Annotated in this window: 11 protein-coding genes; 2 read left to right on the plus strand and 9 right to left on the minus strand. The window is 56.8% G+C overall.

Features of this window, described 5'->3' with window-relative positions:
• Positions 1-29: 29 nt before the first annotated feature.
• Together FA91_RS13110 and FA91_RS13115 are read left to right on the plus strand one after the other, a co-directional pair.
• On the plus strand, positions 30-1,046 hold the full coding sequence (locus tag FA91_RS13110; RefSeq protein ID WP_034916363.1) for a M4 family metallopeptidase: 1,017 nt from the start codon (positions 30-32) through the stop codon (positions 1,044-1,046).
• Positions 1,043-1,372 carry a protealysin inhibitor emfourin gene (locus tag FA91_RS13115; RefSeq protein ID WP_034916364.1) on the plus strand — a complete coding sequence of 110 codons (330 nt, stop codon included), beginning with the start codon at positions 1,043-1,045 and terminating at the stop codon, positions 1,370-1,372. The genes FA91_RS13110 and FA91_RS13115 overlap by 4 nt, the downstream gene beginning before the upstream one ends.
• Before the next feature lie 44 nt (positions 1,373-1,416).
• Here the strand turns inward: FA91_RS13115 and FA91_RS13120 are convergent, their stop codons facing one another.
• The 9 genes from FA91_RS13120 to pilW all read right to left on the minus strand — a co-directional run bounded on the left by FA91_RS13120 (position 1,417) and on the right by pilW (position 12,139).
• A complete protein-coding gene (locus FA91_RS13120; protein WP_034916366.1) occupies positions 1,417-3,849 on the minus strand; it encodes a membrane-bound PQQ-dependent dehydrogenase, glucose/quinate/shikimate family in 2,433 nt (810 codons plus the stop codon).
• Between the two features lie 288 nt (positions 3,850-4,137).
• On the minus strand, positions 4,138-4,356 hold the full coding sequence (locus FA91_RS20540) for a zinc ribbon domain-containing protein (RefSeq protein WP_072032305.1): 219 nt from the start codon (positions 4,354-4,356) through the stop codon (positions 4,138-4,140).
• A gap of 42 nt (positions 4,357-4,398) precedes the next feature.
• The gene (gene der, locus FA91_RS13130) at positions 4,399-5,889 is read right to left on the minus strand and encodes a ribosome biogenesis GTPase Der (protein ID WP_034916369.1); all 1,491 of its coding nucleotides are present in this window, start codon (positions 5,887-5,889) and stop codon (positions 4,399-4,401) included.
• Between the two features lie 153 nt (positions 5,890-6,042).
• Positions 6,043-7,224, minus strand: coding sequence for an outer membrane protein assembly factor BamB (gene bamB, locus FA91_RS13135; RefSeq protein WP_034916371.1), 1,182 nt, complete (start codon positions 7,222-7,224; stop codon positions 6,043-6,045).
• 46 nt (positions 7,225-7,270) lie between these two features.
• Positions 7,271-7,891, minus strand: a complete 621-nt coding sequence (locus FA91_RS13140) for a YfgM family protein (protein WP_034919295.1) — start codon at positions 7,889-7,891, stop codon at positions 7,271-7,273.
• A gap of 14 nt (positions 7,892-7,905) precedes the next feature.
• Positions 7,906-9,183, minus strand: coding sequence for a histidine--tRNA ligase (gene hisS, locus FA91_RS13145; RefSeq protein WP_034916372.1), 1,278 nt, complete (start codon positions 9,181-9,183; stop codon positions 7,906-7,908).
• A 75-nt stretch (positions 9,184-9,258) separates the two neighbouring features.
• Positions 9,259-10,380 (minus strand): flavodoxin-dependent (E)-4-hydroxy-3-methylbut-2-enyl-diphosphate synthase, encoded by a 1,122-nt coding sequence (gene ispG / locus FA91_RS13150; RefSeq protein WP_034916374.1) that lies wholly within the window; start codon positions 10,378-10,380, stop codon positions 9,259-9,261.
• A 39-nt stretch (positions 10,381-10,419) separates the two neighbouring features.
• Positions 10,420-11,418 carry a cytoskeleton protein RodZ gene (rodZ, locus tag FA91_RS13155; protein ID WP_034916376.1) on the minus strand — a complete coding sequence of 333 codons (999 nt, stop codon included), beginning with the start codon at positions 11,416-11,418 and terminating at the stop codon, positions 10,420-10,422.
• The gene (gene pilW, locus FA91_RS13160) at positions 11,408-12,139 is read right to left on the minus strand and encodes a type IV pilus biogenesis/stability protein PilW (RefSeq protein ID WP_051937166.1); all 732 of its coding nucleotides are present in this window, start codon (positions 12,137-12,139) and stop codon (positions 11,408-11,410) included. Before pilW ends, rodZ begins: the two co-directional genes overlap by 11 nt.
• Positions 12,140-12,165 lie beyond the last annotated feature (26 nt).

Genomic DNA, 12,165 nt, shown 5'->3' on the forward strand with positions numbered 1-12,165 from the left:
GACAATCACAGTCGAACGGGGAGTCAGATATGCACTACGGGGTCATTCCTCCTTACATGCTTCGGAGAATTATCGATAACGGTTCCGGGACGCAGCAAAACTGCGCACGGCAAACGTTAGCCCATGTACAAACGCTGATGGCGGAAAGCTGGACGAAACCCGAGGAAGATGCGTCGCCGGTACAGGACAACGTCCGTCGTGAAATTTACGATACGGCAAATACTCAAACGCTGCCCGGCAAGCTGGTACGCGATGAAGGCCAGTCCGACAACGGCGACGTTGCCGTACGTGAAGCCTATGACTACCTTGGCGATACGTGGAACTTCTTTAAGACAGCGTATCAGCGCAACTCACTGGACAACAAAGGCCTGACCCTGAAGGGCACCGTGCACTATGGCCAGAACTACCAGAACGCCTTCTGGAACGGCCAGCAGATGGTGTTCGGCGATGGCGACGGTGAAATATTTAACCGCTTCACCATTGCGCTGGACGTGATAGGCCATGAATTAACGCACGGCGTGACGGAAACGGAAGCCGGACTGATCTACTTCGGCCAGGCGGGTGCGCTGAACGAATCGCTCTCGGACGTTTTTGGCTCGCTGGTGAAGCAGTTTCACCTGAAACAGACGGCGGATCAGGCGGACTGGATCATCGGCGAAGGGCTGCTGGCGAAAGGCATCAACGGCAAAGGGCTGCGTTCGATGTCTCAACCCGGAACGGCCTATGACGATCCGCTGCTGGGCAAAGATCCGCAGCCGGCCACTATGCAGGACTACGTGCAAACCCGCGATGATAACGGCGGCGTGCATCTCAACTCCGGTATTCCCAATCGTGCCTTTTATCTGGCCGCCAAAGCGCTGGGCGGCAACGCGTGGGAAAAGGCGGGCTATGCCTGGTACGATACGGTCTGTGACCGCACACTGCCACAGGATGCCGATTTTGCCACCTTTGCGCGCTTTACCATGCAGCACGGTCAGAAGCGCTTTGATCAATCGGTAAGTCAGGCTATTGAATCAGCATGGAAAGAGGTTGGCATAGCGCTATGAACTCGCTGCCGGAATTGAACGACGATGCGATTATTGATGTTGCGCGCGAAGGCGGTTTGGCTTTCATTCCAAAACTCTCCGGCCCGCGACGCATCGCGCTGGCGCAGCTGGATGGCGTGGAGCGGGAACATGTCTGTAGCGTGCTGCGTCACGCATTGCCGCTTGGCACGCCGCCGGAAGCCGGGCGCGTCGGGCAAGGCGATCGACGCTATTTTCGCGTTGAGGTCAGCTATGCCACGCGGCAGGAAACAGGCAGCATTGTATTATTGATACCGGAAGAGCAGGCGTCGCCGGAGCTGGTACAGCTCTGGCAGGAGGGGCGTTAACAAAAAACCCTCCGTTTTCAGGCGGAGGGTTTTGCGGGCTTGCGCTAGTTATCCAGCGCGTAAGCGATAACGTAATCGCCGCGATCCGGCGACTGACGCGCGCCACCGGCCGAAATCAGGATGTACTGCTTGCCTGTTTTCGGCGATTTGTAACTGATGGGGCCGCCCTGGCTTCCTACAGGAAGACGCGCTTTCCACACTTCCTTACCGGTTGACGAATCAAACGCCCGCAGATAGTAATCCTGCGTTCCGGCAATAAACACCAGCCCGCCCTGCGTCGCCAGGGTGCCGCCAAGCGTTGGCATACCCACAGGCATCTGCGCATGCATTTTAATACCGAACGGCCCGGTATCCTGCACCGTCCCGACCGGCACCTGCCACACAATTTTTTGCGTTTTCAGATCGACCGCGGAAAGCGTGCCGAACGGCGGGCGCTGGCAGGGAATGCCCAGCGGTGACATGAAGCGGTTTTTATTCACGGCGTAAGGCGTACCTTTCAGCGGCACCGCGCCCATACCGGTATTAATCGCTTCACCGCCGTTGCTGCCGCGTGAAATCTTATCGGTATTGGCCGGGATCATCTGAACCCACAGACCCAGGCGCATATCGTTCACAAAAATATAGTGGCTGTTGGGATCGGACGAGAGGCTGCCCCAGTTCATACCGCCCAGCGAGCCGGGAAAGCTTAACGATTTATCAGTTCCGGGCACGGTATAAAGGCCATCGTACCGCATCGATTTAAAGCCAATACGGCAAACCAGCTGATCGAACGGTGTTGCGCCCCACATATCCGACTCTTTCAGCGTGTCAGCGCCAATCTGCGGCATACCTACCGACCTTGGCTGCGTCGACGTGTACTGCTCGTCCGGAATATTGCCTTTTTTAACCGGCACCTCTTTCACTTCAGTGAGCGGTTTTCCGGTCAGGCGATCCAGCACGTAAATCTGACCGGCTTTGGTGCCAATCACGACGGCAGGCTTCCGCGAGCCATCCTTCATTGGAAAATCGATCAGGCTCGGCTGCATCGGCAGATCGAAGTCCCACAGATCGTTATGTACGGTCTGGTAGACCCACTTTTCTTTACCGGTGGTGGCATCAACCGCCAGAATCGACGCGCCATATTTATGGTTCAGTGCCGTTCGTGTTGCGCCCCACAGATCCACCGACGAGCTGCCCATCGGCATGAAGACGGTGTTCATAGCCGGATCGTACGACATCGGCGCCCATGAGTTCGGCGTACTGCGCACGTAGTTTTCACCTGGCTTCAGCGCCGCGTTAGGATCTTCTTTGCCTGAGTCAAACGCCCAACGCATTTCACCGGAGATCACATCAAAGCCGCGGATCACGCCGCCGGGCATGTCGGTCTGCACGTTGTCCGCCACGCGACCGCCGACCACCACGGTTGTGCCGGCAACGGTGGGTGCCGAGGTTAGCTGATATTTTGGATCCTGCGCATCGCCCAGACCGGCTTTGAGATCGACCACGCCGTTCTTGCCAAAGTGCTCGCAAAGCTCGCCGTTATCCGCATTAATGGCAATCAGGCGCGCATCGATGGTATTCATCAACAGGCGGCGCTGGCAGCTATCCCCTGCGGCCAGCTGAGGCTGTGGAACCGGCACAGAGCCGGGCACAGAAGGCTGACTGACCGGTTTGGTCGCGTCGAACCACGCCAGACCACGGCAGCGATTCCAGACTTCCGCTCTGGCGTTAACCACGTGCTTCCACTTTTCTTTCCCGCTGTCCGCATCTACCGCGATGACGTTGTTGTGTGGCGTACAGAGGTAGAGCGTATCGCCAATCTGTAACGGCGTCTGCTGATCTTCCGCGCCATTGCCCGTTGGGCTGTCGGGAATATCACCGGTGTGGAAGGTCCAGGCGACTTTGAGATCGCGAACGTTATCGCGGGTAATCTGGTCCAGCGCCACAAACCGGCTACCGCCCGGCGTATTGCCGTAGTTTTCCCAGTTTTTCTGCTCGCTCGCCTTATCAACCGGCGTCAGCGGCAGCGTTGTGCCGTCGGTTACCGGCGAGTGGGGCTGAAACATCTGCACGAACGTGGCGACCATACCGACCACCACCACGGCAGAGAGCGGCCACGCCACTTTTGCCGCAGAGGGCTTGCCTTCACGGCGGCGCAGCGCGGGCAGCGTGAGCAAAGCCAATAGCAGAAAACCCGCCGGCACCATCAGGCGTGAAACCAGCGGCCAGAAGTTAACGCCAGCATCCTGCAAAGCCCAGATAACCGAGGCGATAAAGACCAGCGCAAATATCGTCACGGCGGAGGATCTACGGCGAAATAACTGAAGGGCCGACAGCAAAATAAAGACACCCGCGACGGCAAAATAAGCGCTGCCTCCCAGCATCAACAGCTTTACGCCGCCAATAACAAAAAACAGGCCGGTGGCGAGGAAAAGTATTCCCAGCACCGCGCACCATAGTCCCAGCCAGGCAGACGACCGGGGAGTATTTTCAGACATGATTAAACGACTCCTGAAGGAAACAGAGCGCAAAGACTCTCTGTATTTCTTCTTTTCCGACAACAGGCTGAAGGGATCTGCAAGAAATACAGACAGTTGATTACGCGCAAAACGAAAGATGGAACGGGTTTAAACTGTCACGCTAAAACGCTTCAGCGTAATAACAAATTTTACCTTTTGGTCTTACCGGACGAACGTAAAATTAACAAATTATGCGCCTGGCATAAACAGGAAATGAAAATGATTTTCATTTCCATAGTAAATTACAGGGATTTAAACAGGTGGGATTCAGGGAAGCGGGACAAACACAACGCGTTTTTTTGAAATCAATCCATGCCCGTTTGGGCAGAAGTAATCCGTCGCGCCGCAGGCTTTTAATACCTGAAGCGGCTGGTTGCAGTCGGGGCAAAGCGCCTGCTGCGCATAATCTCTTGCGCAGGCGTCACAATGAAAGTGCCCTTCTGCGAAACGTAACGGCTGCTGGCACTGCGGGCAAACGACGTTCATTTTCTTCTCCAATAATAAGGGAGCCAAAAGGCTCCCTCTCTGTCAGCGTTTATTCTTTTTCAGATGGCTCATCAGGCGTTTACGCTTGCGCTGCTGATTCGGCGTCAGCAGGTTGCGCTTGCCGGCAAACGGGTTTTCGCCTTCTTTAAACTGAATGCGGATCGGCGTACCCATCACCTCCAGCGAACGGCGGAAATAGTTCATCAGATAGCGTTTGTAGGAGTCCGGCAGATCCTTAACCTGATTACCGTGGATCACCACAATCGGCGGGTTGTAGCCGCCCGCATGCGCATACTTAAGTTTCACGCGGCGCCCGCGCACCAGCGGCGGCTGATGGTCGTCAGCGGCCATATTCATGATGCGGGTCAGCATTGAGGTATTCACGCGACGCGTTGAGCAGTCATACGCTTCGGTAACCGATTCGAACAGATTACCCACGCCGCTGCCGTGCAGAGCGGAAATAAAATGCACGCGGGCGAAGTCGATAAAGCCCAGACGGAAGTCGAGCGTCTCTTTAACCTCATCACGAACTTCCTGTGACAGGCCATCCCACTTATTCACGACGATCACCAGCGAGCGACCGCTATTCAGAATAAAGCCCAGCAGTGAAAGATCCTGATCGGAGATGCCTTCACGCGCATCAATAATCAACATCACCACGTTGGCGTCTTCAATGGCCTGAAGCGTTTTGATGACGGAAAATTTCTCAACGGTATCAGTGATTTTACCGCGCTTGCGCACGCCTGCGGTATCGATCAGGATGTATTCGCGGCCATCACGCTCCATTGGAATGTAGATGCTGTCTCGCGTGGTGCCTGGCATATCGTAAACCACCACGCGATCTTCGCCGAGGATGCGATTGGTAAGCGTTGACTTACCAACGTTAGGACGACCAACAATCGCCAGCTTGATGGGCAGATCGAGCGGATTGAAGTCATCTTCTTCTTCCACTGCCTGCTCTTCACCGCTCTCTTTCGCCGCCAGCGCTGCCCAGTAGGCTTCGTTTTCGTCCTCTTCCGTCACTTCCTGCGGTGCCACTTCGTCCATCCAGGGCAGCAGCACCATTTCTAACAGCGTGGTGACGCCGCGCCCGTGAGAAGCGGCAATGGGGTGAATGTCGCCCAGACCCAACGAGAAAAAGTCGCCCACCGCCGAATCGGCATCGAGCCCGTCGGTTTTGTTTGCCACCAGGAAGGTAGGTTTTTTACGCGAGCGCAAATGTTTAGCGATAGCGTTATCGGCAGGCATCAGGCCCGCACGCGCATCCACCATAAACAGCACCACGTCGGCTTCTTCAATCGCCAGCAGCGACTGCTCAGCCATGCGCGTTTCCACGCCCTCTTCATTGCCATCAATACCGCCGGTATCAATGCAGATGAACTCCCGCCCTTCCACCTCGGCACGACCGTATTTGCGATCGCGCGTAAGGCCTGGAAAATCCGCCACCAGCGCATCTCTTGTGCGCGTCAGACGATTAAACAGGGTGGATTTTCCCACGTTGGGACGCCCGACCAGCGCGACCACAGGTACCATATTGAAGCCTCATTACTAAAAAATTAAGCCTGTAACAGAAACAGGCCGACGCCGCAGGGGCATGAATTGCGTAAAGGATACCACGCCCGGCGTAAAACGAAACGGCCCCTGACGAATCAGGAGCCGTTATGCAGTGTTAGTCAGCAGACGATGTTAGCGGGTAAATGCGTAAACCTTACCGTCTTTCGACTGAATTAACAGCTTGTCACTGGCCACAACCGGCTCGGTCTGGAAACCGGAGCTGTCAACTTCCTGCTGCGCAACGAAGCGGCCATCATCGGTGTTCAGCCAGTGCAGATAGCCTTCGCTGTCTCCCACCACCAGATAGCCATTATAGAGCACCGGCGAGGTCAGGTTGCGATGCAGCAGATCGCTTTGACGCCAGACCGAAACGCCGCCTTCGGTGCTCAGGGCAATAACGCGATCGTCCTGATCGACCAGATAAATACGTCCGCCGTCAACAATCATGTCATGCACGGAGCCGATCTCACGCTTCCACATGATCTGACCGGAACGCAAATCCAGCGCGGTAAGATTACCGTTATAGGCCAGGGCATAGACCACGCCGTTGACCACGATTGGCGTGGTGTCGACATCGGCAAGGCGGTCAATCTCGGTTGCGCCAGACGGCTGCGAAATACGCTGCTGCCAGATGATTTGGCCCTGGTTCAGGATAACCGCGCTGACGCGTCCGTTATCGCCGCCTACAATTGCCGCGCCGAAGGCGGTAGCAGGCGCTGATTCACCGCGCAGCGACAGCGCCGGCACGTCGAGGTTAACCGACCATTTGACCACGCCGCTGCTCTGATCGAGCCCCTGCAACATGCCGTTGCTGGTATGCACCAACACCAGGCCATCGCTGACCACCGGGCGAGAAAGCACTTCGCCTGCGGCTTTGGTCTGCCAGGCAATGCTGCCGTCGTTGCTGTTCAGGGCATAAACCTGCGCGCGTTCGCTGCCAAGGTAAACATGGCCGCCGTCAACGGTAACGCCGCCGGAAAGCAGCGCGGGACGATTGCGTGAGAAGAAGCCGGTTTTTTCCGACAGATCCACTTTCCACTGCTCTTCGCCGTCGCCGGCATTCAGCGCCTTAACGATACCAAAGCGGTCGGCGGCATAGACGGTACTGTCAGCCCAGGCAGGATGAAGATTGGAGTAGAAGTCACCGATCCCGTCACCGACAGAAGTGCTCCAGACCTTTTCCGGCGTGAACTGGTTCTCCACCTTTGGCAACGGCGACATTTTGACCACGTCTTCTTCACCGCTGAACCATGAACATCCGCTAAGCAAGGTGACTGAAATCAGCCCCGGCAGAAGTAACTTACGCAATTCCATGAAATCCCTCTTGAGCCTCCGGGAGGCAATCTTTGACCACCGGCAATCAGCCCGGCAGATTATTCATTTTCATTTGCAGCATCTCTTTCAGCGCCGGAGACGCATCCGAGGCAATGCCTTTGCTCCACGCACCGCGAGCGCCGCTGGTATCGCCTTTGCTGAGCAGCGCTTCACCGCGCACGTCGGCCACGATCGCCGTCCAGCCATCACCTTTAACGGCATCAAGCGTTTTCAGCGCCTCATCGGCTTTTTTCTGCTGAAGCTGGATGCGCGCGATGCGCAGATTGATCACCGCCTGAAGATTGGCGTCTTTGACGTCCTTCAGGCCGTTTTGCAACCGGGCAACCGCTTTATCGAGCTGGTTGGCGTCAACGTAGCGTTTTGCCAGATCCATTGAAGCGATGGCGCCGTAGGTGTTGCTGTTCTCTTCGGCAAACTTCGCCGCCGCAGTCAGCGTTTCCGGCTTGCTGCTGTCCAGCGCGGTGGAAATCTGCTGGTATGCCGCTGACGTTTCACGGCCGCTGTCGTCCTGATGATTGCTCCAGTAGCGCCAGCCAGCCAGCGCGCCGATGCCGATAACCACACCAATGACCAGCGCTTTGCCATTCTGAGCAAAGAAATTCTTCAGCGCATCGACCTGTTCGTTTTCATTGCTGTACACTTCCACTGACATCTTCTCCTTTAAATCGCCGTCAGTTTCAACAGCGCTGCGGCAGCGTCATGCTGCGCCAGCGTTTGCTGTTCGCCGTTGCGCAAATCTTTAATCACTACCTGACCTCTGGCGACTTCGTCTTCGCCGAGCACCAGCGCAACGCGGGCGCCCCATTTGTCGGCGCGGGCAAACTGCTTTTTAAAGTTTCCGCCGCCAAAATTTGTCATCAGCCTGAGCGACGGGTCAGCATCTCTCAGTTGCTCAGCCAGCTGCATCGCGGCTGGCTGCACGCCCTGCCCCGAAGCGATAAGATAGACATCAACAATGCGCGTCGGTTCAAATTCCGGATTTACCGCCTGCACCAGCAGCACCAGGCGCTCCAGCCCCATCGCAAAGCCAACGCCCGGCGTGGCGCGACCGCCAAGCTGTTCAACCAGGCCGTCGTAGCGACCGCCACCGCAAACCGTGCCCTGCGCGCCGAGGCTTTCGGTCACCCACTCAAACACGGTGCGGTTGTAATAATCCAGGCCACGCACCAACCGCTGATTCACGGTGTAAGCAATGCCCGCCGCCTTCAGCAGGCCGCACAGCGTTTCAAAATGTTCGCGGGATTCTGCATCAAGATAGTCATGCAGCGCAGGCGCGCTGTTCAGCAGCGCCTGCACCTCCGGGTTTTTGCTGTCCAGCACGCGCAGCGGATTCGAATACATGCGGCGCTTGCAGTCTTCATCCAGCGTCTCTTTGTGCTGCTCCAGAAAAGCCACCAGAGCCTCACGATAGCGCGCGCGTGCCTCCAGTGAACCAATTGAGTTCAGTTCAAGACGCACGTGGTCGGCAATGCCTAACGCCTTCCACCAGCGCGCGGTCATCATGATCAGTTCGGCATCCACGTCCGGCCCCTGAAGACCAAACACCTCTGCGCCAATCTGATGAAACTGACGGTAGCGCCCTTTCTGCGGACGCTCGTAGCGGAACATCGGGCCCATATACCACAGCCGCTGTTCCTGATTGTAGAGCAGACCATGTTCGATACCGGCACGCACGCAGCCTGCGGTGCCTTCCGGGCGCAGCGTCAGGCTTTCGCCATTGCGGTCATCAAAGGTGTACATCTCTTTTTCAACCACGTCGGTCACTTCACCGATAGCGCGTTTGAACAAGGGGGTCTGCTCGACAATCGGCATGCGGATTTCGCTGTAGCCATAGCTGGCCAGCACCTGTTTCAGGATCTGCTCAATGCGCTGCCACACGGCGGTGTCGGCGGGCAGGAAATCGTTCATTCCGCGCACGGCCTGGATATTCTTTGCCACTACGTTACTCTCATTATTCAGTTTGCGTATCAGACCGCCTCCCGCTACGCGAGAAAAGCCGTCCGGCGCATGAGTTTATTTTTCTACCTGCTGGATGCTGATACGGCGCGACTCATCCATCATTGCCGCTTTGGCGCGAATGCGTGCCTCAAGCTGATCGATCATGTCGTTGTTGTCCAGTCGTTCACGCAAACGCACGCCATCCTCATAGAACCCGCTCTTCTTGTTACTGCCGGTGACGCCCAGGGTTGATACCAGCGCTTCGCCTGGCCCGTTGACCACGCAGCCGATAATCGAGACATCCATTGGCGTGATAATATCTTCAAGCCGCTCTTCAAGCGCGTTAACCGTGCCGATAACGTCAAACTCCTGACGCGAACAGGTTGGGCAGGCAATAAAGTTAATGCCGCGCGAGCGAATGCGCAGCGACTTCAGAATGTCAAAGCCAACCTTAACTTCTTCCACAGGATCGGCCGCCAGCGAAATACGCAGCGTGTCGCCAATGCCTTCGGCCAGCAACAGTCCCAGACCGATTGCCGATTTCACCGCACCGGCGCGCGCGCCGCCTGCTTCGGTGATCCCTAAGTGCAGCGGCTGCTCAATTTGCTTCGCCAGCAAACGATAAGATTCCACGGCGAGGAACACGTCAGAGGCTTTTACGCTGACTTTGAACTGGTCAAAGTTAAGGCGATCGAGATGATCGACGTGGCGCATAGCGGATTCCAACAGCGCCTGCGGCGTCGGCTCACCATATTTTTCCTGAAGATCCTTCTCCAGAGAACCCGCGTTCACGCCGATACGAATAGGAATATTGTGATGACGGGCGCAGTCAACAACCTGGCGAATACGCTCTTCGTTGCCGATGTTACCAGGGTTGATGCGCAGGCAGTCAACGCCGTATTCGGCAACCTTCAGCGCGATGCGGTAATCAAAGTGGATATCGGCCACCAGCGGAACGTTCACCTGCTGCTTGATCAGGCGAAACGCTTCGGCTGCGTCCATGGTGGGAACAGAGATGCGAACGATGTCCACACCCACGCGCTCAAGCGCTTTTATTTGATTGACCGTTGCCGCCACGTCCGTGGTACGGGTGTTGGTCATTGACTGGACGGCGATGGGCGCGCCATCGCCTACCGGCACCTTGCCGACGTAAATACGCTTAGATTTACGACGGATAATGGGTGCTTCGTTATGCATAATAGTGTTTCTCCACAATTACTCGCGACCGCGGCTGCGTCAGGACGCACCCACGGACAGGCGAGCAACCTGGTTTGAACGGATAAAACGACTCAGGTCGACTGGCTGCCCCTGATACTGGATCTGGACTGCACCCGGCGCGCCGATTTTCAGGCGATATGGCGCAGTACCTGAAAGACTGAGTTTACCACCGCTGCGCTGCATACCGCTGAACAGTTTTTTACCGGCAGCATCGGTCACTTCAAGCCAGCAATCCTGGCTAAAATTCATTACCAGCGCGTTAGGATCGGCGGCTGGCGCGCCAACGTCGGCAGCGCCGGTCGGCATCTGGCCGTTGGTGGCATTATTATCAACGTTAGCCTGTGAGGGCGAAACGGCAACCGGCTGGCGGCTGGCATCAGGTGCCGCCGCTGGCGCAGGCTGCGCACTGTTAGCTGCCGCGTCATTTGCCGGTGCGTTGTTCACGGCGGGTTCGGACGGCGTGGGCGCGGAAGGCGCCTGAGCGGTCGCGCTGTCAACGGGTTGAGCGCTGTCAGGCGTGCCGTTTTCCAGCGGGATCGACTGACCGTCGCCGCTGCCGCTGGAGGCATTTTGATCGGCCATTGACACCAAATCGTCCTGCGCGGCCTTGTGATTTTGCCACCACCATGCGCCCGTCAGCCCGACCACGACAAACAGCACCAGCCAGGTGAAAATCATCAGCCAGCCGTCGCGTTTTTTACGCCGTTTACCCAGAGAGAAACTCTGCATTGGCTCAACTTTCGCCGCGCGGACGGGGGCCTGCTTAGCCATCATTGGCAGCAGTTCCTCTTCCGGCACGTGCACCAGCCGCGCATAGGAACGAATGTAACCACGCAGGAAGGTAGACGCCAAATCGGCGGGTGATTTGTCCTCTTCAAGGTCGCGAACGGTGGTCAGTTTCAGACACAGACGCTCGGCAACGTTCTGCTGAGTCAGCCCCATCTGCTCACGGGCTTCACGCAGGCGGGCGCCCGTTGAATTTACTGCTGATTTTTCTTGAGTGGCTTCAGTATTCATTAGCTAAAAAATGCAGGTGCTGTTTCGATTGTGGAAAATTTCGCGCCAGTTCGTCTCCGGCAGAGGCAATGCCTTCCGGTTGCTGCGCCAGCGCGGCGAAGCGAATCTCTAGCCACAGACTTTGTGCCGAAGCCGCAAAGCTGCGTTGATAAACGTCTAACAGAAGCCGCGACGCGTCACGCTCCCTCTTGTCAATTCGCCTTTCGGCTTCAGCCAGCAGTGCCAGACCTTTGTCAGGAACCTGCATTACTGCTTCATCAAACGAGGCGGCTGCTTGCTGCCATTCGCCCTGGGCGAGATAGCAGTAACCGGCATTTTCTGCCGCATCCGCCCGGCTGATGTTTCCAGATAATTCAGCGGCTTTGCTGAAATAGTGCCGGGCCGTCTCATACTGCCTTAAACGACACAGAAACGCACCGTAATTATTGAAGACGCTGCCGTTTTGTGGCGCGAGCTTCAGCGCCGTCTGGTAGGCACGCATCGCATTTTTTTCATCCAAAGCCTGCTGGTGATAGCGTGCTATCGCCAGATGCGCGCGATAGTCCTCAGGCGCCAGCGCAACCGCCTGTCGCAGGTTGCGCTGTGCGGCGGCAAGGTCGTTCACCGCCAGGTATTCAAGCCCTAACTGTAGCCGCGTCTGCGCCAGCTCGCTATGCGGATGTGGCATCGCGCATCCTGTGAGCAGCACAGCAAGCAAACACGCCGGTATTCCTTTACCCATATGGCCTCCAGACTTTCCTGTCAGCG

The organism is Erwinia sp. 9145 (assembly GCF_000745075.1).
In the GTDB taxonomy this organism is placed as follows: domain Bacteria; phylum Pseudomonadota; class Gammaproteobacteria; order Enterobacterales; family Enterobacteriaceae; genus Erwinia; species Erwinia oleae.

Bases quoted from the DNA above. Each gene is read 5' to 3' on its own strand.
- FA91_RS13110 (WP_034916363.1), top strand. From the start codon at position 30: ATGCACTACGGGGTCATTCCTCCTTACATGCTTCGGAGAATTATCGAT.
- FA91_RS13115 (WP_034916364.1), top strand. From the start codon at position 1,043: ATGAACTCGCTGCCGGAATTGAACGACGATGCGATTATTGATGTTGCG.
- FA91_RS13120 (WP_034916366.1), bottom strand. From the start codon at position 3,849: ATGTCTGAAAATACTCCCCGGTCGTCTGCCTGGCTGGGACTATGGTGC.
- FA91_RS20540 (WP_072032305.1), bottom strand. From the start codon at position 4,356: ATGAACGTCGTTTGCCCGCAGTGCCAGCAGCCGTTACGTTTCGCAGAA.
- der (WP_034916369.1), bottom strand. From the start codon at position 5,889: ATGGTACCTGTGGTCGCGCTGGTCGGGCGTCCCAACGTGGGAAAATCC.
- bamB (WP_034916371.1), bottom strand. From the start codon at position 7,224: ATGGAATTGCGTAAGTTACTTCTGCCGGGGCTGATTTCAGTCACCTTG.
- ispG (WP_034916374.1), bottom strand. From the start codon at position 10,380: ATGCATAACGAAGCACCCATTATCCGTCGTAAATCTAAGCGTATTTAC.
- rodZ (WP_034916376.1), bottom strand. From the start codon at position 11,418: ATGAATACTGAAGCCACTCAAGAAAAATCAGCAGTAAATTCAACGGGC.
- pilW (WP_051937166.1), bottom strand. From the start codon at position 12,139: ATGGGTAAAGGAATACCGGCGTGTTTGCTTGCTGTGCTGCTCACAGGA.